The 20,819-nt window shown below is 67.6% G+C and carries 18 protein-coding genes; 7 read left to right on the forward strand and 11 right to left on the reverse strand.

What is annotated here, in order from left to right:
• Positions 1-188 precede the first annotated feature (188 nt).
• The 7 genes from guaA to A4X17_RS16040 form a co-directional block, all read right to left on the reverse strand.
• Positions 189-1,793, reverse strand: a complete 1,605-nt coding sequence (gene guaA / locus A4X17_RS16010) for a glutamine-hydrolyzing GMP synthase (RefSeq protein WP_064296660.1) — start codon at positions 1,791-1,793, stop codon at positions 189-191.
• Positions 1,790-2,233, reverse strand: coding sequence for a DUF3817 domain-containing protein (locus A4X17_RS16015; RefSeq protein ID WP_056778703.1), 444 nt, complete (start codon positions 2,231-2,233; stop codon positions 1,790-1,792). Before A4X17_RS16015 ends, guaA begins: the two co-directional genes overlap by 4 nt.
• A 37-nt stretch (positions 2,234-2,270) precedes the next feature.
• Positions 2,271-3,047: an SURF1 family protein gene (locus A4X17_RS16020; protein WP_079001734.1), complete on the reverse strand. Its 777-nt coding sequence runs from the start codon at positions 3,045-3,047 to the stop codon at positions 2,271-2,273.
• 64 nt (positions 3,048-3,111) lie between these two features.
• A complete protein-coding gene (locus A4X17_RS16025) occupies positions 3,112-4,488 on the reverse strand; it encodes a cation:proton antiporter (protein ID WP_064296662.1) in 1,377 nt (458 codons plus the stop codon).
• 2 nt (positions 4,489-4,490) lie between these two features.
• Positions 4,491-5,018: a cation:proton antiporter regulatory subunit gene (locus A4X17_RS16030; protein ID WP_056008027.1), complete on the reverse strand. Its 528-nt coding sequence runs from the start codon at positions 5,016-5,018 to the stop codon at positions 4,491-4,493.
• Between the two features lie 109 nt (positions 5,019-5,127).
• Entirely contained in the window at positions 5,128-6,861 is a 1,734-nt protein-coding gene (locus A4X17_RS16035) for a glycerol-3-phosphate dehydrogenase/oxidase (protein WP_064296663.1), read from the reverse strand.
• Positions 6,862-7,001: 140 nt separating this feature from the next.
• Positions 7,002-8,120: a GuaB3 family IMP dehydrogenase-related protein gene (locus tag A4X17_RS16040; protein WP_064296664.1), complete on the reverse strand. Its 1,119-nt coding sequence runs from the start codon at positions 8,118-8,120 to the stop codon at positions 7,002-7,004.
• A gap of 139 nt (positions 8,121-8,259) precedes the next feature.
• Here A4X17_RS16040 and A4X17_RS16045 point away from each other — a divergent pair, with 139 nt between their 5' ends.
• Positions 8,260-8,805, forward strand: coding sequence for a hypothetical protein (locus tag A4X17_RS16045; protein ID WP_157583570.1), 546 nt, complete (start codon positions 8,260-8,262; stop codon positions 8,803-8,805).
• A 279-nt stretch (positions 8,806-9,084) separates the two neighbouring features.
• Here A4X17_RS16045 and guaB read toward each other — a convergent pair whose 3' ends face one another.
• Positions 9,085-10,587 (reverse strand): IMP dehydrogenase, encoded by a 1,503-nt coding sequence (gene guaB, locus A4X17_RS16050; RefSeq protein ID WP_064296666.1) that lies wholly within the window; start codon positions 10,585-10,587, stop codon positions 9,085-9,087.
• 315 nt (positions 10,588-10,902) lie between these two features.
• On the opposite strand from guaB, the gene A4X17_RS16055 reads away from it, so the two are divergent.
• From A4X17_RS16055 to A4X17_RS16075, 5 genes are all read left to right on the forward strand, one after another.
• Positions 10,903-12,120, forward strand: a complete 1,218-nt coding sequence (locus A4X17_RS16055) for a branched-chain amino acid ABC transporter permease (RefSeq protein ID WP_064296746.1) — start codon at positions 10,903-10,905, stop codon at positions 12,118-12,120.
• A 10-nt stretch (positions 12,121-12,130) separates the two neighbouring features.
• Positions 12,131-13,111, forward strand: a complete 981-nt coding sequence (locus tag A4X17_RS16060) for a branched-chain amino acid ABC transporter permease (RefSeq protein WP_064296667.1) — start codon at positions 12,131-12,133, stop codon at positions 13,109-13,111.
• Positions 13,101-14,072, forward strand: coding sequence for an ABC transporter ATP-binding protein (locus A4X17_RS16065; protein ID WP_064296668.1), 972 nt, complete (start codon positions 13,101-13,103; stop codon positions 14,070-14,072). The genes A4X17_RS16060 and A4X17_RS16065 overlap by 11 nt, the downstream gene beginning before the upstream one ends.
• Positions 14,069-14,845, forward strand: coding sequence for an ABC transporter ATP-binding protein (locus tag A4X17_RS16070; protein WP_064296669.1), 777 nt, complete (start codon positions 14,069-14,071; stop codon positions 14,843-14,845). The genes A4X17_RS16065 and A4X17_RS16070 overlap by 4 nt, the downstream gene beginning before the upstream one ends.
• Before the next feature lie 477 nt (positions 14,846-15,322).
• Positions 15,323-16,267, forward strand: a complete 945-nt coding sequence (locus A4X17_RS16075) for a hypothetical protein (RefSeq protein ID WP_064296670.1) — start codon at positions 15,323-15,325, stop codon at positions 16,265-16,267.
• A gap of 270 nt (positions 16,268-16,537) precedes the next feature.
• On the opposite strand, the gene A4X17_RS16080 is transcribed toward A4X17_RS16075, so the two are convergent.
• The 3 genes from A4X17_RS16080 to groES form a co-directional block, all read right to left on the reverse strand.
• Positions 16,538-17,815: an ABC transporter substrate-binding protein gene (locus tag A4X17_RS16080; protein WP_064296671.1), complete on the reverse strand. Its 1,278-nt coding sequence runs from the start codon at positions 17,813-17,815 to the stop codon at positions 16,538-16,540.
• 187 nt (positions 17,816-18,002) lie between these two features.
• Entirely contained in the window at positions 18,003-18,941 is a 939-nt protein-coding gene (gene rarD / locus A4X17_RS16085) for an EamA family transporter RarD (protein WP_082916238.1), read from the reverse strand.
• 195 nt (positions 18,942-19,136) lie between these two features.
• A complete protein-coding gene (groES, locus tag A4X17_RS16090; protein WP_056008047.1) occupies positions 19,137-19,433 on the reverse strand; it encodes a co-chaperone GroES in 297 nt (98 codons plus the stop codon).
• A gap of 158 nt (positions 19,434-19,591) precedes the next feature.
• On the opposite strand from groES, the gene A4X17_RS16095 reads away from it, so the two are divergent.
• On the forward strand, positions 19,592-20,797 hold the full coding sequence (locus A4X17_RS16095) for a class I SAM-dependent methyltransferase (RefSeq protein WP_064296672.1): 1,206 nt from the start codon (positions 19,592-19,594) through the stop codon (positions 20,795-20,797).
• Positions 20,798-20,819: the final 22 nt, after the last annotated feature.

A 20,819-nucleotide genomic window follows, 5' to 3' on the forward strand; every position in this document is an offset into this window, starting at 1 on the left:
GCCTTCGTCGTCCGAGGAACCGGTCGGTCGAGGTGCTGCCCTTCGACAGGGTCAGGGACCGGGCCCCTCGCACCGGGCATCATCCCCGGTCCCTGAGCCACCCACCCGGTCCCTGAGCCTGTCGAAGGGCGCGGACGACGGAAGGCCGCCCCGCGAACGGGACGGCCTTCCGATGCTTCAGGGAGCGATCACTCCCACTCGATGGTCCCCGGCGGCTTCGACGTGACGTCGAGCACGACGCGGTTGACGTCCTTCACCTCGTTGGTGATGCGGTTGCTGATGCGCGCGAGGACGTCGTACGGCAGGCGGGTCCAGTCGGCGGTCATGGCGTCTTCAGACGACACCGGTCGCAGCACGATCGGGTGACCGTAGGTGCGGCCGTCGCCCTGCACGCCCACGGAACGGACGTCCGCCAGCAGGACCACGGGGCACTGCCAGATCTCCTGGTCGAGCCCGGCCGCGGTCAACTCCTCGCGGACGATCGCGTCGGCGTCGCGAAGGAGGTCGAGACGCTCGGCCGTGACCTCACCCACGATGCGGATACCGAGTCCGGGACCGGGGAACGGCTGACGACCGACGATCTCCTCCGGGAGGCCCAGCTCGCGGCCGATCGCCCGGACCTCGTCCTTGAACAGGGTGCGCAGGGGCTCGACGAGTTCGAACTGGAGGTCTTCCGGCAGCCCGCCGACGTTGTGGTGGCTCTTGATGTTGGCCGTGCCGGATCCGCCTCCGGACTCGACGACGTCGGGGTACAGCGTGCCCTGGACGAGGAAGCGGATGGGCTCGCCTTCGCTCTGGGCCTCCTTGACGAGGTCGATCTCGGCCTGTTCGAAGGACCGGATGAATTCGCGGCCGATGATCTTGCGCTTCTGCTCCGGGTCGCTGACGCCGGCGAGCGCCGTCAGGAACTGCTCGCGCGCGTCGACCGTGACCAGCCGGACGCCGGTCGAGGCGACGAAGTCCTCCTCGACCTGGCGCCGCTCGTCCTTCCGGAGCAGGCCGTGGTCGACGAAGATGCAGACGAGCTGGTCGCCGACGGCCTTGTGCACGAGCGCCGCGGCGACGGCCGAGTCGACACCGCCGGAGAGCCCGCAGATGACCTTGGCGTCGCCCACCTGGGAGCGGATGCGGTCGACCTGTTCGGCGATGACGTTGCCGCTGTTCCAGTCGGCCGGGATGCCCGCCGCCCGGTGGAGGAAGTTCTCGAGCACCTGCTGGCCGTAAGCGGAGTGCTTGACCTCGGGGTGCCACTGGACGCCGTAGAGGCCGCGTTCCGCGTTCGCGAAGGCGGCGACCGGAGTCGAGGCGGTCGAGGCGAGGACCTCGAAGCCCTCGGGGGCCTTGGAAACGGAGTCGCCGTGGCTCATCCAGACGTTCTGCTCGGTCGGGACGCCGTGCAGGAGGGTGCCCGGGACGTCGACGACGCTGGTCGCGTCGGTGGCGCCGTACTCCCGGAGACCGGTGTGCGCGACCTCTCCGCCGAGCTGCTTGGCCATGACCTGGAAGCCGTAGCAGATGCCGAAGGTCGGGACGCCGAGCTCGAGGATGCCCTCGTCGAGCGACGGAGCGCCCGGCTCGTACACGCTGGACGGGCCGCCGGACAGGACGATCCCGACGGGGTTCTTGGCGGCTACCTCGGCGGCGGACACGGTGTGCGGCACGATCTCGGAGTACACGCCGGCTTCGCGGACGCGACGCGCGATCAGCTGCGCGTACTGCGCACCGAAGTCGACGACGAGGACCGGTCGGGCGGCGGTCTGCTCCGCTGCGGCGGCGGGGGCGGTTTCACTCACTGCATGGACTCCACGGGTTCGGCGGCCGCTGCTGCTTCGCGGCCGGAGAGGTAGCCCTTCACTTCCCGCGGGATGCGGCTCTCGAAGAAGAAGGACAGGAACGGGATGATGCCGCCGAGCGCGAGCCAGAGCAGACGCAGGACGTTCCACCGCATGAGGCTCCAGAGCCGGAACGCGGCGAACAGGTACACGACGTAGAACCAGCCGTGGATGATGAGGATGCCCGTGCTCAGGTTGACCGCGGTGGCGGTGCCGGAGGGCACGAAGGCGAGGAAGCCGTAAGCACCGCCGAGTTCGAGCTCGAGGCCGAACGCGTACTTCATGAGCATCTCGGCGCAGAGCGACAGGAGCAGCACACCGGTGATGGGGGCGGCCACCTGGTAGAACTTCAGCGCGCCTCGGATCGCGGGAAACGTCGACGGTTTCGGCTGGAGGGGCATGCCCCCATCCTACCCGCGGCCGCCAAGCGACCGGACATCACGGACGGAGCGCTGCGGCCTCCTCCTCGGCGTCCTCGAGCTCCTCGATCTCGCGCTCCCAGGCGTCCTTGGCGAGCCGGAACCACAGGAACACGGCGAAGCACGCGAAGACGACCCACTCGGCCGCGTAGAAGATGTTCAACCAGTTGAGCTGGATCTCCTGGCTGGGCGCGGGTGACGAGATGGGCTCGAGTCCGTCGACGGCCACGTCGTCCACGACGAACGCACTGAACACCCGCAGGCCGTCGGCGTCGTTCCAGCGGTTCAGCAGCGCGGCGACCGACATGTTGTCGAGGTCGGTCGGTGCGGCGTCCGCTGCCGGTTCCTCCGGGCCCTCCGGCGGGTTCAGACGCCCTTCGAGCTCCACGGCACCGGTGGGGGCGTCCGCGTTCAATGCCTCCGCGACACGGTCGGCGGTCTCGCGATCCTTCGTCCACCCGAGCGCGACGGCGAGACCGGCCTGATCCGGGCGGTCGGTCGCGAGGTGGCCCGTCACCCAGTACCCGAGCGTGCCGTCGTTCACCCGGTTGCCCACCACGAGGTAGTCCTCCGGCACCCAGGTGCCCGAGACGCTCACCCGTTGTCCGGCGTCCGCCTCTCGGATGCCGACGCCCGGTTCGAGGACGTCCGCGAGTGGCCGGACCGATTCGGTCTCGGTCGGCACCACCTGCCCGGATTCGATGGCGCGTGCGAGCTGCCACTGCCCGAGCGCGGCGAACGCGCCCGCGACGGCGAGGCAGAGGACGAGGACGCCGATCCACCGGGGACGCAGCATGACGGAGCGGAGCGTCGGACGGACCTGTCCGTGGTTGTCGGGGCCTGGTGCCGACGGGGCGGTGCTAGTAATCGGGCTCTCGCTTTCGTGCTGGTGGTTCCTGGTCGTTCATCGCCTGTTCGACGAGTCGGTCGATGGCCGCCTGATCGGTGTCGACGTCCGTCGTGCCCTGGTCGTCGCCCACACCCTCGACGAGCGCGATGGCCTCCTCCGCCGACGTGTCCACCTGCTCCACTCGGCGCGCCTTCCGGCGACGCGGACGCAGGATGACGGCGCCGATCTGCTCGGACCGGCCGGCGACGATCGGGCCCATCACAGCCATGATGAGCACGTAGAGCCCGGCGAACGGTTGGATGAGCGGGTTGAGCCCTGCGCTCAGCGAGAGCGTCGCGAGGATGAGGGCGAATTCGCCGCGATTCTGCAGGATGACCGCGGCGTTGATCCCCGCTTGCGGCCCGAGTCCGTTGAGCCAGGCGACGAACTGACCGGCCAGGACGTTGAGGACCACCGTCATGAGGACAGCGAGGAGGACCGGGACGAGGACGCTGCCGAACTTCGTCGCGTCGAGCGCGAGGCCGAAGTTCAAGAAGAAGAACGCACCGAACACGTCGCGGAGCGGGATCGCGATCTGCTCGATCTTGTTGCGGAACCGGGTGGCCCCGAGGACCAGCCCGATGAGGAAGGCGCCGATCGCGTCGGTGACCCCGAGGAGCTCGCCGATACCGCCGAACGCGACCGCGAGGCCGAAGAACAGGATCGTGAAGAGCTCGTCGTCCTTCGTGCGGAACAAGCGCGACACGAATCGGCCGCCGAAGCGCGCGATCGCGAACATCACGAGGATGAACGTGAAGGCGATCGCGAGCTTGCCGATGACCGGCCACACCTCGGTCTCGCCGCTCAGGACGACACCGACGATGGCCAGGTAGATGGCGATGAAGATGTCCTCCACCACGGTGACGCCCAGGATCATCGGCGTCTCGTCGTTCGTCAGCCGTTTGAGCTCGATGAGGAGCTTCGTGACGATCGCGCTCGAGCTCGTCGCCGTGATGCCGGCGATGATGAGCGCCTCTCGCGTGCCCCACCCGACCAGGAACCCGAACACCAGCCCAGCGGCCATGTTGACGAGGATGTAGGAGCCACCGGACACGATGAGCTTCCCGGCGTTGCCGAAGAACTCGTCCTGATCGAACTCCAGACCGAGGTTGAACAGCAGGAGCACGAGGCCGAAGACGGCGATGAGTTCGATCTGCGCGCTGGCGAAGTCGAGCGGGAACCACCCCGTGTACGGACTCGCGAGCAGGCCGACGAGCATGTAGACGGGGATCGACGGGAGGCCGATCAGCTTGCCGAGACGGCCGAGGATGTAGGCGATGACGAACAGGACGCCGAGGATGAGCAGATCCTGGCCGAGGTGGGGGTTTTCGGTCGCGGCGTGCAGCATGCCTACCCTCCGGGCGGAGCGTCGACGGCGACCTTCTTGACGGCGCCCGAACGGAAGTAGGCGAAGGCCTTGGCGACCTTCTCGGGACTGCCCGCGACGACGAGGGTGTCTCCCGGGAAGACCCGGAAGTCCGCCGCAGGAGCCGGGTTGGCGGAGTCGCCGCGCACGACCGCGACGACGGTCAGCCCGACCATGCCTTTCTCGGCGGGGTTGCCGAGCGGCTGCCCGGCGATGTGGTCTTCGTAGTCGACGGTGAACCAGTCGATGCTGAGGCCGGGGATCTGGTCGAGCGCGCTGAGCGACTCGGTGATCTGTGTGCCACCGAGGAGTTCGGCCAGCGTGTGCGCCTCGTCCTCATTGAGCCGGAGCGACACCTTGCCTGCATCGGCACCGTCTTCGTGGTCGGCGAAGGTGATGAGGTCGCTGTGGCCGGACCGGTGGGCGATGACGCCGACCTTGCCGCCGTCGTCCGTGACGAAGGTGTGGAGCACACCGACCCCGGGAAGTTTGACCCGCCGAACATCCACCATGGCTGTACTCCTCAGGCTTGTTGTGGCAGTCCTCCTAGTCTATCCGCCACACCTGGCCCGCCCGCCCGAGGCGCCCGCAGCCGTTCCGCTGCGGGCGATCACCGCCGGTTCAGGCCCCCGGGACGATGTCCGGTGCCTCCAGGCGCACGCGGTCCGCCGCTTCGTCGTTCGGCTGCTCCTGCGACGCCCGCTCCGCGGCGACGCGCTTCAGGTAGTAGGAGACCTCCTTCTCGATGCGCTCCTCGTCCCACCCGAGGACCCGACCCATGAGCTTCGCCGCGACCGGGGCCGCCGAGACACCGCGGTCCCAGGCCTCGATGGAGATCCGCGTCCGACGGGCGAGGACGTCGTCGAGATGGAGGGCGCCCTCATGGGAGGCCGCGTAGACGATCTCCGCCCCGATGTAGTCGTCCGCTCCCGGCAGTGCTTCGGCGAGCGTCGGGTCGTCCTTGATGAGGTCGAGCAGCTCGTCCGTCAGGACGCCGTAGCGGTTCAGCAGGTGCTCGATACGCGCCGTGTGCACCCCGAAGGCCCGCGCGATCTTGCCCCGCTTGTTCCAGGCCGCCTGGTACCCCTCGGCTCCGAGGAGGGCGATGTTCTCCGTCGCGCTCGCCGGGATCTTGCCGTCGAGCGCGTCCACCGCGGCGTTGATCGCGTCCTTCGCCATGACCCGGTACGTGGTCCACTTGCCACCGGCGATGACCACCAGTCCGGGGACGGAGTGCGCGACCAGGTGCTCGCGTGACAACTTCGACGTCTGCTCCGACTCGCCGGCCAGCAGCGGACGGAGGCCGGCGTAGACGCCCTCGACGTCCTCACGGGTGAGCGGGACGGCGAGGATCTTGTTGACGTGCTCGAGCAGGTAGTCGATGTCCGCCGCCGTCGCCGCCGGATGCGCCTTGTCGAGGTGCCAGTCCGTGTCGGTCGTGCCGATGAGCCAGTGTCGGCCCCACGGGATGACGAAGAGGACGCTCTTCTCCGTGCGCAGCAGGAGCCCCATGTTCGATTGGAAGCGGTCGCGCGGCACGACGAGGTGGATTCCCTTCGACGCGCGGACCTTGAACTGGCCCCGCTCCCCCACCATCGACTGCGTGTCGTCGGTCCACACACCGGTCGCGTTGACGACCTGCTTGGCGCGGATCTCGAAGCGCTCGTCGGTCTGCAGGTCGTGCGCCTTGACGCCCACGACGCGCTGACCGACCTTGATGAAGCCCTCGACCCGCACGCGGCTCGCGACGTGCGCGCCGTAGGCCGACGCCGTCCGCGCGAGGGATGAGACGTACCGGGCGTCGTCGACCTGCGCGTCGTAGTAGGTGAGTCCGCCGACGAACGCGTCCGACTTGAGACTCGGGATCGAGGTCAGGACCTGACGCTTGGACAGGTGCCGGTGGTGCGGGACGCCGGGCGGACGGCCGCCGCTCCAGCTGAAGAGGTCGTAGAGCAGCATGCCGGCGCCGATGTAGAGGCGCTCGAAGACCGGCTTGTTGAGCGGGTACAGGAACCGGACAGGCTTCACCAGGTGCGGCGCGATGCGCTGCAGCAGCAACCCGCGCTCGATGAGCGCCTCTCGGACGAGTCGGAAGTCGAGCTGTTCGAGGTAGCGGATACCGCCGTGCACGAGCTTCGAGGACCGGCTCGAGGTGCCGCTCGCCCAGTCACGCGCCTCGAGCAGACCGGTGCTCAGACCGCGCGTGACGGCGTCGAGCGCAGCACCGGTACCCACGATGCCACCACCGACGACGAGGATGTCGAGCTCTTTCGACTTCAACGCTTCGATCGCGGCGTCGCGCTCCTCCATCCCCAGCTTGGTGGAACGTGACACGTTGTTGTGGGTGGTGGCCATCGTCGAACTCCGCTCGCTGCAACCGCCCTCGCGATGATCCTGCCGGAGGCAGGTGCTCGTCCACGAGGCTCTGCCTCAGAGGCTAGTCGGCGCGATGCGACCCGACAACCGCTTGCGGAAGCGACTCGTTTCCGGCAGGGCTAGGCGCCCTGGTACGGCGCGACGACGACCTCGACCCGCTGGAACTCCTTGAGGTCGGAGTAGCCGGTGGTGGCCATCGAGCGACGGAGCGCGCCGATGAGGTTGGCCGTGCCGTCCGACTTAGGCGACGGGCCGTAGAGGATCTCCTCGAGGGTGGCGACGGTGCCGACCTCGACACGGCGTCCGCGCGGCAGGTGCAGGTGGTGCGCCTCGGCACCCCAGTGCCAGCCCCCGCCTGGTGCGTCCGTGGCGCGGGCCAACGCGGTCCCGAGCATGACGGCGTCGGCACCCATCGCGACGGCCTTGACGATGTCGCCCGAGGTCCCGAGACCGCCGTCGGCGATGACGTGCACGTAGCGGCCTCCGGACTCGTCGAGGTAGTCCCGACGCGCGCCGGCGACGTCGGCCACGGCGGTCGCCATCGGGGCGTGGATGCCGAGCGAGGCCCGCGTGGTGGAGGCGGCACCGCCACCGAAGCCGACGAGGACGCCGGCCGCGCCGGTCCGCATGAGGTGCAGGGCCGCGGTGTAGGTGGCCGCGCCTCCGACGATCACGGGGACGTCGAGTTCGTAGATGAACTTCTTGAGGTTGAGCGGCTCCTGGTTCTTGGAGACGTGCTCGGCGGACACGGTGGTGCCGCGGATGACGAAGAGGTCGACCCCTGCGGCGACGACGGTCTCGTAGAGCTCCTGCGTGCGCTGCGGCGAGAGGGCTGCGGCGACGGTGACTCCGGCCGCGCGGATCTCGGCGAGCCGAGCTGTGACGAGTTCGGGCTTGATGGGCTCCGAGTAGATCTCCTGCATGCGCGCGGTCGCGCGGCCGACCGGCAACGACCGGATTTCGGCGAGCAGCGGCTCGGGGTCTTCGTACCGCGTCCAGAGGCCCTCGAGGTCGAGGACGCCGACGCCGCCGAGCTGGCCCATCATGATCGCGGTCGTCGGCGAGACGACGGAGTCCATCGGTGCTGCGAGCACCGGGATCTCGAACTGGTAGGCGTCGATCGACCAGGACACCGAGACGTCCTGTGGGTCGCGGGTCCGCCGCGACGGGACGACGGCGATGTCGTCGAACGCGTAGGCGCGCCGTGCGCGCTTTGACCGGCCGATCTCAATATCCATGCTCACCGCACCAGCCTACCGGTCGCCTGGTGGACGAACACCGGATCCCGTCAAAACTCTGTACGTTTGATTCAGAAATATCTATATTAACGACCAGGTTCGCACCACGGCGCACCAATCAGAGAAGGGATACCAAGTCATGCTCACCACTTCACGGGCCTTCAGTCTCGGAACAATCCTGGCTGTCGTCATCGCTCTCGCTGCGCCGGTAACAGCCAACGCTGCTCCTCCACCTGTTACCGCGACGCCCCTGAGCACAGCAGCTCAGCCCGAGATCACTCCCGAACAGCTTCGACTGGCCGTCGAGGAGTTGAAGGCAGCACAAGTCCCGTTCACCACACAGCAGGTAGGTGAGGACACGATCGAGACATTCGTATTCGAGAACGGGTTCAGCTTCTCGGTGGGACAAGGCCCTTCCGACACGCGTCTCGGCGGAGGGCAGGACTCCGGCGGAATCTATGTCCTGTTCAATGCCTTCGACCAAGGCCTCATCATCGGTGGAGGCGCGATGGCCCTTCAAGGAGCGTTGTGCCTCCTCCCAGGGGTCGGTGCCGCGCTGTGCGTCGTCCTCGGAGCCATCCTCTTAGTCGCATCCACCGCTCTCGCGACGAACGGCATCTGCCAAGGAGGACGAGAGATGAAGATCTACATCGGCGGCAACCAAGGCCGCTGCGTCTACGTATGAGCCCTGAGACCCACAACGTTCCTCCTAAGCGACCTCTACGCGTCCGCCAATCAGTCCTCGCCAGCACCATTGTCGGGATCGTCATCTGTGGCACGACGGCGGTCCGTTTGGGATTCGGCCTCGATGGCTACCTGCTATACGCCCTGTGGATCGGAGGCTTCGCCCTGGTCATGTGGGCGACGCTAACCGCTCTGAACAAACGTCGGATGCGCTGACCACACCTACGCCGACGGTCCGGCAGGCGGAAGCCTGCCGGACCGTCGGCGTTCGTGCGGGTGCCTACTTGCGGTAGTTCGGCGCCTCGACGACGATCTGCACGTCGTGGGGGTGCGACTCCTTGAGGCCCGCGGAGGTGATGCGGACGAACTTGCCCTTGGCCTTCAGCTCGCCGATGTTGCGCGCGCCCACGTAGAACATGGACTGACGCAGCCCGCCGATGAGCTGGTACGCGACGGCCGATACCGGGCCACGGTAGGGCACCTGGCCCTCGATGCCCTCGGGGATCAGCTTGTCGTCGCTCGGGACGTCGGCCTGGAAGTAGCGGTCCTTCGAGTACGAGGTCTTCTCGCCACGCGTCTGCATGGCTCCGAGCGATCCCATGCCGCGGTAGTTCTTGAACTGCTTGCCACCCACGAACACGAGGTCGCCGGGGCTCTCGTCGGTGCCGGCGAGGAGCGAGCCGAGCATGACGGTGTCGGCACCCGCGACGAGTGCCTTCGCGATGTCGCCCGAGTACTGCAGACCGCCATCGGCGATGACCGGGACGTTCGCCTCGCGCGCCGCGAGCGACGCCTCGTAGACCGCGGTGACCTGCGGGACACCGACACCCGCGACGACGCGCGTGGTGCAGATGGAACCCGGACCGACGCCGACCTTGATCGCATCCGCGCCGGCCTCGATGAGCGCCTGCGCGCCGGAGCGGGTCGCGACGTTGCCGCCGATGACGTCGACACCGGCGAACGCCGGGTCGGCCTTGAGCTTGCGGATGATGTCGAGCACACCGGCGCTCTCACCGTTGGCCGTGTCGACCACGATGACGTCGACACCGGCGTCGAGCAGCTGGCCCGCACGGGACCAGGCGTCGCCGAAGAAGCCGATGGCCGCACCGACCCGCAGACGACCGGTGTCGTCCTTCGTGGCCAGCGGGTACTTCTCGCTCTTGTCGAAGTCCTTGACGGTGATGAGGCCCTTGAGCTTGCCCGCCTCGTCGATGAGGGGCAGCTTCTCGATGCGGTGCTGTGCGAGGAGCGCCATCACCGCGTTGCGGTCGGTGCCGACGGGAGCGGTCACGAGACCGGTGCTCGTCATGACCTCGCTGACGCGGGTCGTGGCCTTCTCGAACGGAGACACGAAGCGCATGTCGCGGTTCGTGATGATGCCGACGAGCACACCCTTGTCGTCGACGACCGGGAGGCCCGAGATGCGGAACTGGCCGCACAGCTCGTCGACCTCGGCGACGGTGGCGTCGGCCGTGGTGGTGATCGGGTTCGTGATCATGCCCGACTCGCTCCGCTTCACGCGATCGACCTGTTCGGCCTGGTCGGAGATCGACAGGTTGCGGTGCAGGATGCCGATGCCGCCCTCGCGAGCCATCGCGATCGCCATGCGGGCCTCGGTCACGGTGTCCATCGCGCTCGACAGCAGCGGCGTGTTCACGGTGATCCGCTTCGTCAGGCGGGACGAGGTCTCCGCCTCGCTCGGGATGACGTCGGTGTGCCCGGGCAGCAGCAGCACGTCGTCATACGTGAGTCCTACGAATCCGAACGGATCAGGCTGGTCCATTTATCCCTCTCATAGCCACGAACACACCGGAGAAACGCAGACCTGCCGGTATCACCATCGTAACCGAGCGGGGCCTACCCCTATTCCACGATCCCGACAAATCGATGCGGAGAAATACGCACGGGCGAAACATGTAGGCAATAATCAGGTTCTATCGTCGAACAGCGTTGTCCGACGCAGGAGAACGGTCCACGGAAGTGGCCCGGCACTGGAGGTGCAGTGAAGTTCGCTGGAACGACCCGAAACCCGAGACTGGCACGGAGATTCGTGCTCCTCATCGCCCTGTTGTTCGGGGCCATCACCCTCACGTCCGTCATGAGCGCCGTCCCGGCTCATGCTGACGAGGTGGGCGAGGAGTACGACTTCTACTTCGCTGGGAACGTCAAGTACGACGACAAACCACTCGAAGGCGTGAACATCACGGTCGACGGCAACGGCTACAAGGCCGATGTCGACACCGACGCCGACGGCAAGTGGAAGATCGGCGTCCCCGAGAAAGGTACGTACAAGGTAACGCTCGACGAGGAGACCCTCCCGAAGGGCGTCATCGTCGCCGAGGGCGGCTCGACCATCGAGGCCGAGTTCGGTCTCACCCAATCGAAGTCCGTGAACTTCTTCCTCGGCGAGGGCGTCCGCGTCACCGTCAGCTTCTGGGACCAACTCGCCGAACGACTCGTCAACGGCCTGAACTTCGGCCTCATGCTGGCCCTCGCCGCCATCGGAGCCTCCCTCGTGTTCGGCACCACCGGACTCAGCAACTTCGCCCACGCGGAGATGGTGACCTTCGGCGCGATCATGGCGCTCGTGTTCGGGGTGTTCCTGCAATGGCCGATCTGGCTGGCCATCATCATCGCCCTCGCCCTGAGCGCCGCGTTCGGCTTCGCGCTCGACGCGGGCATCTGGAGACCCTTGAGACGCAAGGGCGTCGGCATCGTGCAGGTCATGATCGTCTCGATCGGCCTGTCGCTGGCGCTCCGCTACGTGTTCCTCTACTTCATCGGCGGCGGGACGTTCCAGCTGCCCGGTTCCGGAGAGGAGAACATCAAGCTGTTCGGCACGGTCTCACTCAGCGTCACCGACATGATCAGCATGGCGGTCAGCGTCGTGGTGCTCCTCGGCGTGGCCTGGTGGCTCATCAAGACGAAGACCGGCAAGGCGACACGAGCCATCTCGGACAACCCGAGCCTCGCCGCGGCCAGCGGCATCGACGTCGACCGAGTGGTCCGCATCGTCTGGATCCTCGCAGCGACCCTCGCCGGTCTCTCCGGCATCCTGTGGGCGTACTTCCGACCGGGCATCAAGTGGGACATGGGAGCGCAGCTGCTCCTGCTCATCTTCGCGGCCATCACCCTCGGCGGGCTCGGAACCGCCTTCGGCGCCATGGTCGGCGCCCTCATTATCGGCATCCTCGTCGAGGTCTCGACGCTCTGGATCCCGTCTGACATCAAGTACGTCGGCGCCCTCGTGGTGCTCATCGCGGTGCTCCTCGTGAGACCGCAGGGCATCCTCGGACGTCGCGAGAGAATCGGTTAGGGGCACGCGCATGGACTGGGGAAGCATTCTCTCGAACACGCTCGCTTGGGTCATCAGCCCGGAGACGATCGCGTACGCGCTCGCAGCACTCGGCTTGGCCGTGCACTTCGGCTACGGCGGTCTGTTGAACTTCGGTATGGCGGGGTTCATGGCGCTCGGCGCCTACGGCTACGCCATCTCGATCCTGAGCTTCAACCTCCCGTGGTGGGCGGGCATCATCGTCGGCTGTCTGGCCTCGGTGGTCTTCGCCTTCATCCTCGGCATCCCGACCCTGCGACTGCGGGCCGACTATCTGGCCATCGTCACCATCGCGGCGGCCGAGATCGTCCGACTCCTCTTCACCACGCAGGTCTTCGACGAGTTCACCAACTCGGCCGACGGACTCGGCAACTACCACGAGGGCTTCCGGGCCGCGAACCCGATCCCGCCGGGCACGTACGGCTTCGGGCCCTGGGAACTCAACGCGAACCAGTGGTGGGTCCGGATCTTCGGTATCCTCCTGCTCGCCGTCGCCGCCCTCCTCGTGTTCCTCCTCATGCGCAGCCCCTGGGGCCGCGTGCTGAAGGGCATCCGCGAGGACGAGGACGCCGTGCGCGCCCTCGGCAAGAACGTGTTCGCCTACAAGATGCAGGCGCTCGTCGTCGGTGGCGTCTTCGGAGCGCTCGGCGGGGTGGTGCTGGCGCTCCCCTCCGCGGTCGTGCCCAGCGTGTACGTCACGAGTCTCACCTTCTTCATCTGGACGATCCTCCTGCTCGGTGGAGCCGCGACGGTCTTCGGGCCGTTGCTCGGCTCGGTGATCTTCTGGGTGATCATGGCGTTCCTCTCGAACGTCCTCCCGGCGCTCGTGAAGGCGGACGTCCTGCCGTTCATGAGCTCGACGCAGGCGTCGACGCTCCGCTACGTGCTGGTCGGTGTCGCGCTCATGCTGATCGTCATCTTCAGGCCGCAAGGCATCCTCGGAAACAAGAAGGAGCTGACCTTTGTCAAGTAACAGCTCACCCACCTCGCGACCGGTCAAGACCACCGGCCTCCACGTCGGCGAGATCGTCCCGGGCGTCAAGAAGGTCGACCCGATCCTCATCGCGGACCAGGTCACCCGGACCTTCGGCGGCCTGCAGGCGGTGAACGTGGAGCACCTGGAGGTGCCCCGCAACGCGATCACCGCCCTCATCGGCCCGAACGGCGCCGGTAAGACGACGCTGTTCAACCTGCTGACCGGCTTCGACAAGCCGAACACCGGGACGTGGAATTTCGACGGCAAGAGCCTCGGGGGCGTCCCGGCGTTCAAGGTCGCCCGCATGGGTCAGGTCCGGACCTTCCAGCTGACGAAGGCGCTCGGCCTGCTCACGGTGCTCGAGAACATGAAGCTCGGCGCGACCGGCCAGACCGGCGAGGGCATCTTCTCGAGCCTCGTGAAGCCGCTCTGGCGGAAGCAGGAGGAGGACCTCGAGGTCAAGGCGATGGACCTCCTGCGTCGCTTCAAGCTCGACACGAAGCGCGACGACTACGCGGCCAGCCTGTCCGGTGGGCAGCGGAAGCTCCTCGAGATGGCGCGGGCGCTCATGAGCGATCCGAAGCTCGTCATGCTCGACGAGCCGATGGCCGGCGTCAACCCGGCGCTCACGCAGTCCCTGCTCGACCACATCCTGGCGTTGAAGGACGAGGGGATGACCGTACTGTTCGTCGAGCACGACATGCAGATGGTCCGGCACATCGCCGACTGGGTGGTCGTCATGGCCGAAGGCCGTGTCGTCGCCGAGGGTCCGCCCGACACCGTCATGGAGGACCCCGCCGTCATCGACGCCTACCTCGGGAGCCACCAGGACGTCGACCTCGGGGTCGTGACCGGCAGGATCGCCGGAGAGGACAGCGCTGCGGCCGAGGAGCTGCTCGCCGAGATCGAGGACGAACGGCTCGCGGCTGGTGCCGAGCCCGAGGAGGAGCGGAAATGAGCGACGTGAAGGGTGCGCCGGTCGGCGGCACCGCGGTCAAGACCGCCGAGATGGTCGTGGAGGTCACCGATCTGACCGCCGGGTACCTCCCCGGCGTGAACATCCTGAACAGTGCCAACCTGACCGCCCGGAAGGGCGAGCTCATCGGCATCATCGGACCGAACGGTGCGGGGAAGTCGACGCTGTTGAAGGCGATCTTCGGACAGGTGAAGGTGCGCAGCGGACAGGTGCTGCTGAACGGCGAGGACATCACGGGGCTGCGGGCGAACAAGCTCGTGGCGCGCGGCGTCGGGTTCGTCCCGCAGACGAACAACGTGTTCCCGAGCCTCACCATCGAGGACAACCTCAAGATGGGGCTGTTCCAGAAGCCGAAGCAGTACAACGAGCGCCTCGAGTTCGTCACCGGGATCTTCAGTGAACTCGGGAAGCGGCTCAAGCAGCGCGCCGGTTCGCTGTCGGGTGGTGAGCGCCAGATGGTCGCGATGTCGCGGGCCCTCATGATGGATCCGCACGTGCTGCTCCTCGACGAGCCGTCCGCTGGGTTGTCGCCGGTCCGACAGGACGACGCGTTCATCCGGGTCTCGGACATCAACAAGGCCGGCGTCACCACGATCATGGTGGAGCAGAACGCACGTCGCTGTCTGCAGATCTGCGACCGCGGGTACGTGCTCGACCAGGGTCGTGACGCCTACACCGGGACGGGCCGCGAGCTCCTCTCGGATGACAAGGTGATCGGCCTCTACCTGGGCACGCTCGGCCAGGACGAGGACTGATCAGGGCGATCCCCACTCGCGGGTCGGCGGGTACTTCGGTACCCTCGAACATGCTTGTCCCGGCCGCGTGCCGAGCGACGAGCCAGAAGCCACCGGATCCCGACCGGTGAACGAACCACAACTCCTCCCTCCCCCGAGGGGCACCGTCGTACCAAGACGGCCTCCTGAGACGGGGACGGAGGAGTTGTGCATTCTCCCTCCCCCTTTCGCCAGCGCGGTGCGCTGACGCGAGCGCGGTCCTGGCGCGTGAGCGCGGGTCTCCGGAGGCACGCGCTCACGCGCTGGACCCGCGCTCACGCCGAGTCCCAGCCCCCGCAGCACAGCGACCCGCGCTGAGGCCGACCACCCGCGCTGGCGTCAGCGCACCGCGCTGGGTGCCACTCCACCCTCGCTCCACCGGAGGCTGGATGGGAGCAGTTCTCCACATCGCTTCCACGACACGAGCTACCGGCGGCGTCGAACGGGCACGGTGAGGCGATGGAATCCTTCGATCTCAACCTGCTCCTCCGCCCGAACGGACTCCTGCTCGTTCGCGACGCGCGCCGGGTCGGTGCCGAGCGCCTGGTGAGCGCCGCCCACCGCGACGGCGACCTGGTGCGTCTGCGGAAGGGCATCTACGTCCCTGAACCGATATGGAGTTCCCTGTCCCCCGATGACCGCTACCGGGTCCGGATCGATGCGGCGGCCGTTGCGCTCCGCAAGGACGCATTGTTCAGCCACTACTCGGCGGCGCGGTTGTGGGGACTCCCGATCGTGGGTCCGTGGCCTCCCGAGGTGCACACGCTGACGAGCGGTGATCGCGGAGGGCGTTCGGCCCCCGGCATCATCCGTCACACCACGCAGGGCTCCGTCACCCGACGGATGCGGTACGGGCTCGCGGTCACGGACCCGGCTCGGACCGTCGTCGATCTCGCCCGGATCGCCCGCCTCGAGGACGCCGTCGCCGTCGCCGACGCTGCCCTCCGGCTCAAGCTCACCGACGAGACGGCGCTCCGCTCGCTCGCACGAGACCTGCCGGGCCGACGGGGAGGACGCCAGGTGCGCTTTGCGATCGAGTTCGCGGACCCGCTCGCCGCGAACGGTGGTGAATCGAAGATGCGGGTCGTGATCGCGCGGCTTGGTTTCGCCCTGCCGGTGCTGCAGCAGGCCTTCTCCGACGCAGACGGACCGGTCGGCGTGGTCGATGCGGTCTGGCCGGACGAGCGCATCATCCTCGAACTCGACGGCCGACAGAAGTATGTGCGGGAGGAGTTCACGCAGGGACGGGACGTGGCCGACATCGTCCTGGCGGAGAAGCATCGGGAGGACCGTCTGCGCGCGCTCGGCTACACCGTCGTCCGCGCCACCTGGGAGGACCTGGTCCATCCGAGTCGGCTCGCCGCGAAGCTCGAGCGCGCGGGGCTGCAACGCCCGTTCCGTTGACCCGGGCGTCCGACTGGTCGCTGTCAGCGCGGTGCGCCGGCGTGAGCGCGCCCCGCTGTGCCGCATGGGCTCGGAATCGGCGTGAGCGCGTCGCAGACGCGTGAGCGCGGGTCTCCGGAGACCCGCGCTCACGCGCTGGACACGCGCTCGCGTCAGCGCACCGCGCTGGCGCCACCACACACGGCACAGCACACGCGGGGGGGCATCTACAGCTGCCGGACACGACGGAGGCCCCGGATCGCTCCGGGGCCTCGTCAGTCGCGTGGGCGACTAGTTGGTGCGGGTGTACTTGTTGTCGTCACCGTACTGGTAGATACCGATGGTCGCCTCGGTCGGGTCGCCGTTCTCGTCGAACGTGATCGGACCGGAGTTGCCGTCGTAGTCGATCTTCTTGCCGTCGGCGATGGCCTTCGCACCCTCTTCGAAGGTGGTCACCTTCTCGCCCTTGTCCTTGCCACCGGACACGGACTGGAGCTCGGCCGCCATGTCGGCGCCCTCGGTCGAGCCGGCCTGCAGCGCCGCGAGGGCGAGCAGGATGACGGCGTCGTAGGATTCAGCCGCGTAGCTGTAGTCCTTCAGCGGCTCGCCACCCTCGTCCTTCACGAACGACTGGAGGCGGTCGGTGAAGTCACCGAGCTTCGCGGTGTCGAGACCGGGCAGCGTGCCCTTGGCGCCCGTCAGCGTGCCCGGAGCGAAGTCCGCGCTGTAGTCGGCGAGGTTGCCGTCGACGAAGTAGAGCTTGTCCGACGGGAAGCCGGCGAGACCGGGGACGATCGTCTTGGTCTCCTCGAACGCGATGATCGCGATCGCGTCGGGGTTCTCCGCCTTGACCGCGCTGATCTGCGCGTCGAACGAGGTGTCACCCGTGTTGTAGGACTGCTCGGCGACCACTTCACCGCCGGCGCTCTCGAACGCCTCCTTGGTGAACTTCGCGAGGCCGGTGCCGTACGAGTCGTTCAGGTAGATGATGCCGAGGGTGGCGTTGCCGTCCTCCGCGATCAGGTTCCCGAGGACCTCGCCCTGCAGCACGTCGGACGGCGCCGTCCGCCAGTAGAGACCGTTGTCGTCCCACGTGGTGAAGTCCGCGGAGGTGTTCGCCGGGGAGAACTGGATGACGCCTGCGCCGGTGACTTCGTCGATGAAGAGCTTCGACACACCCGAGGACGCTGCACCGATGATGGCGGTGACGCCCTCTGAGAGCAGACGGGGGACCTCGGTCGCGTACGCCTTGTTGTCGGAGTCACCCGAGTCGCCGAGCGTCAGGTCGATCTTGATGCCGAGGTCGGCGTCGTTGACCTCCTTGACCGCGAGACCGACACCGGCCTCCTCGGGCGGGCCGAGGAACGCGAGGTTACCGGTCTGCGGCAACGCCGTGCCGAGCTTCAGGGTCAGGTCGCCAGCAGGCTTGCTGCTGCTGCCGCTGTCGCCGCTACCACTCGAGGCGCAACCGCTCAGGACCAGCGCGCTGGCTCCGATCAGTGCGATACCACCGAGAACGATGGAACGTGGGCGGGAGCGAGCGGCCGTGGCCTTCGAAAAGACGCTCATGGTACTCCTTGCTTGTCAGAAGAGTGGCAGCTCCAGGGGCTGCCGTTGAGTCAAGTTATCCGCTGCACGTGCGCTGGACAATGTCGTTGACGTTACAAGCGTGTAACACGACCAAATCGTTACCTCAGGAGGGGCTGTTTCGCGCTTTTCCTGCAGTGGTCGCGCGATCAGCGCTGGAATCCGCTGTTCAGACCCTCGTCGAGCGGCGTCGTTCGGCCCCGACGACCCGACGACCCCGGGTGGAGGCGACGAGCATGTCGACGGTGAGGATCGCGAGCGCCAGCCACACGAGACCGAAGCCCAACCAGCGCTCCGGCGGCATCGCCTCGTGCAGGACCGCGACACCGACGACGAATTGGATGATCGGTGCGAAGTACTGGATGAAACCCATCCAGGTGAGCGGGAGGCGGCGGGCCGCCGCCGCGAACAGCAGGAGCGGGACGGCGGTGATGACGCCGGCGCCGACGAGGAGCAGGGCGTGCCCGACGCCCGCGGTGCCGATGGTCAGCCCACCGGTCACGCCGACCGCGATGAGCTGGGCGATCGCGACCGGCATCAGCCACACGGTCTCGAGCGTCAACCCGGACACCGCGTCGACCGAGCCGCCCACGAGCTTCTTGATGTAGCCGTAGAGGCCGAATGAGAAGGCCAGGATCAGGGCGATCCAGGGGACGCTGCCGTGTCCGATCGCGAGGACCAGGACCGCGATCACACTCACGACCACCGCGACCCACTGGGCTGGACGCAACCGCTCGCGGAGGAAGAAGACGCCGAGGAAGACGGTCACGATCGGGTTGATGAAGTAGCCGAGCGACGCCTCGACCACTTGGCCGTTGAGCGCGCCGTAGACGTAGGTCTGCCAGTTGACGTAGATGAGCGCTCCGGCGAGGCCCATCGTCAGGACGATGCGGCGCTGGCGGAGGATGCCGAACAGCCGGCGCCAGGAACGGGTCGCCAGGATGAGGACGGCGCAGAAGACGAGGGAGAAGAGGATCCGCCACGCCACGACCTCGAAGGCGCCGGCCGGTGCGAGGGCGATGAAGTAGAGCGGGAGCGCTCCCCAGAGGCAGTAGGCGGCGACCGCCGAGAGCAGTCCGGACCGGCTCCCCTGCTGGGGCACGGCCACACTCGCACGTCGATCCCCTCCCCCGTCGACGGTGACGGAGTGGATGTCGACGTCGGCTGGATCGCTGGGGTTCTGCACTGGTCCAGGCTAGACCCGCGACTCCCCGCGACACCCTCCGGAAACGGACACAGCCCGAATGGCGAATGCCATTCGGGCTGTTGAGCGGCCTGAGCCGCCGGATCCGTGCGCTGGTGACTAGCGGACGACGACTGCGAGGACGTCGCGCGCGGACAGGACCAGGTAGTCCTCACCGGCGTACTTGACCTCGGTGCCACCGTACTTGGAGTAGATCACCTTGTCGCCGACGGCGACGTCGAGCGGGACGCGGTTGCCGTTGTCGTCGATGCGACCGGGTCCGACCGCCACGACCTCGCCCTCCTGGGGCTTCTCCTTGGCGGTGTCGGGGATGACCAGACCGGAAGCGGTGGTCTGCTCTGCCTCGACCTGCTTGATGACGATGCGATCCTCGAGCGGCTTGATGGAGACCGACACGGTTGACCTCTTTCTTGAAACGAAGACGTGGTTAGCACTCACACTGCGAGAGTGCTGATTCCAGTGTAGGCATCTTCTGGCACTCATGCAATGCGAGTGCCAATCAGCGGCTGCTACCGTTGCCGGATGCATCCAGCTCCGCCCGAGGCCCACTGACCATGGACCGTTCGGAACTCGTCGAACTCCTCACGGCCGACGGCCTCAGGCTCCTCGACTCCCTGCCGCCCTACCCGACGAAGGACGAGGCCGTCCGCCTGGTCGGGCGCCTGCGCAAGGAGGGCCACTCCCCCGAGCTGGTCGCGGCGGTCCTCACGCAGTCGCGGCTGAGGCAGAAGGCCGTCGGCAAGTTCGGTCCGTTCGCCGGCCGCATGCTGTTCACCGAGGCAGGCCTCGAACAGGCCACGCGCCTTCCCGTCGCCGCATTGCACGCCGGGCGTTTCGCCCGGGCCGGCCTCACGCGCGTCGCCGACCTCGGCAGCGGCATCGGCGCCGACTCGATGGCCATGGCCTCGCTCGACCTGGAGGTCACGGCGGTCGACATCGACGAGGTCACCGCCGCCATCGCCAGCTACAACCTCGCTCCGTTCCCCACGGCGACCGTGCGGAACGCCGCCGCCGACGACGTCTCCCTCGACGACTTCGACGCGGTTTGGTTCGATCCCGCGCGGCGCACCGCAGGACACGCCGACACCGCGCGGCTGTCCAGTGCCGCCGACTACACCCCGTCCCTCGACCTGGTCTTCGGTGCGGCGACCAGCCTCCCCACAGGCGTCAAGCTCGGGCCCGGATTCGACCGCTCACTCATCCCCGACGACGCCGAGGCGCAGTGGGTGTCGGTCGACGGACAGCTCGTCGAGATGGCGCTCTGGTTCGGCCCGCTGGCCCGTCCCGACATCCGACGGTCCGCGCTCCTCCTCGCGGACGGCGTCCACCACGAGTTGCACGCCGAGGCCGACGCCGACGACGCCCCCGCGCGGGAACTCGGCGACTACGTGCACGAACCCGACGGGTCGGTGATCCGGGCCCGACTCATCGGCGACCTCGCCGTCCGCTTGGAGGCCGGCATGCTCGGCCAGGGCATCGCCTACCTGACCTCCGACACGGCGACGACCTCGCCGTTCGCCACGACCTTCCGGGTGCTCGAGCGGCTACCGATGGACGAGAAGGTCCTCAAGCGCACGATGCGGGATCGCGGGATCGGTGTCCTCGAGATCAAGAAGCGCGGCGTCGACGTCGACCCCGCGGCGTTCCGGAAGCGCCTGGCGCTCAAGGGAGACGGCTCGGCCACGATCATCCTCACGAGGATCGCGGGCAAACACAGTGCGCTGCTCGTCGAACGGGTGACACCGGCCGCTGACGCCTGACCCGACGGTGTCCGCCGAGCCG

The sequence above is a fragment of the Plantibacter sp. H53 genome, assembly GCF_001650455.1.
Classification (GTDB): Bacteria; Actinomycetota; Actinomycetes; order Actinomycetales; family Microbacteriaceae; genus Plantibacter; species Plantibacter flavus_A.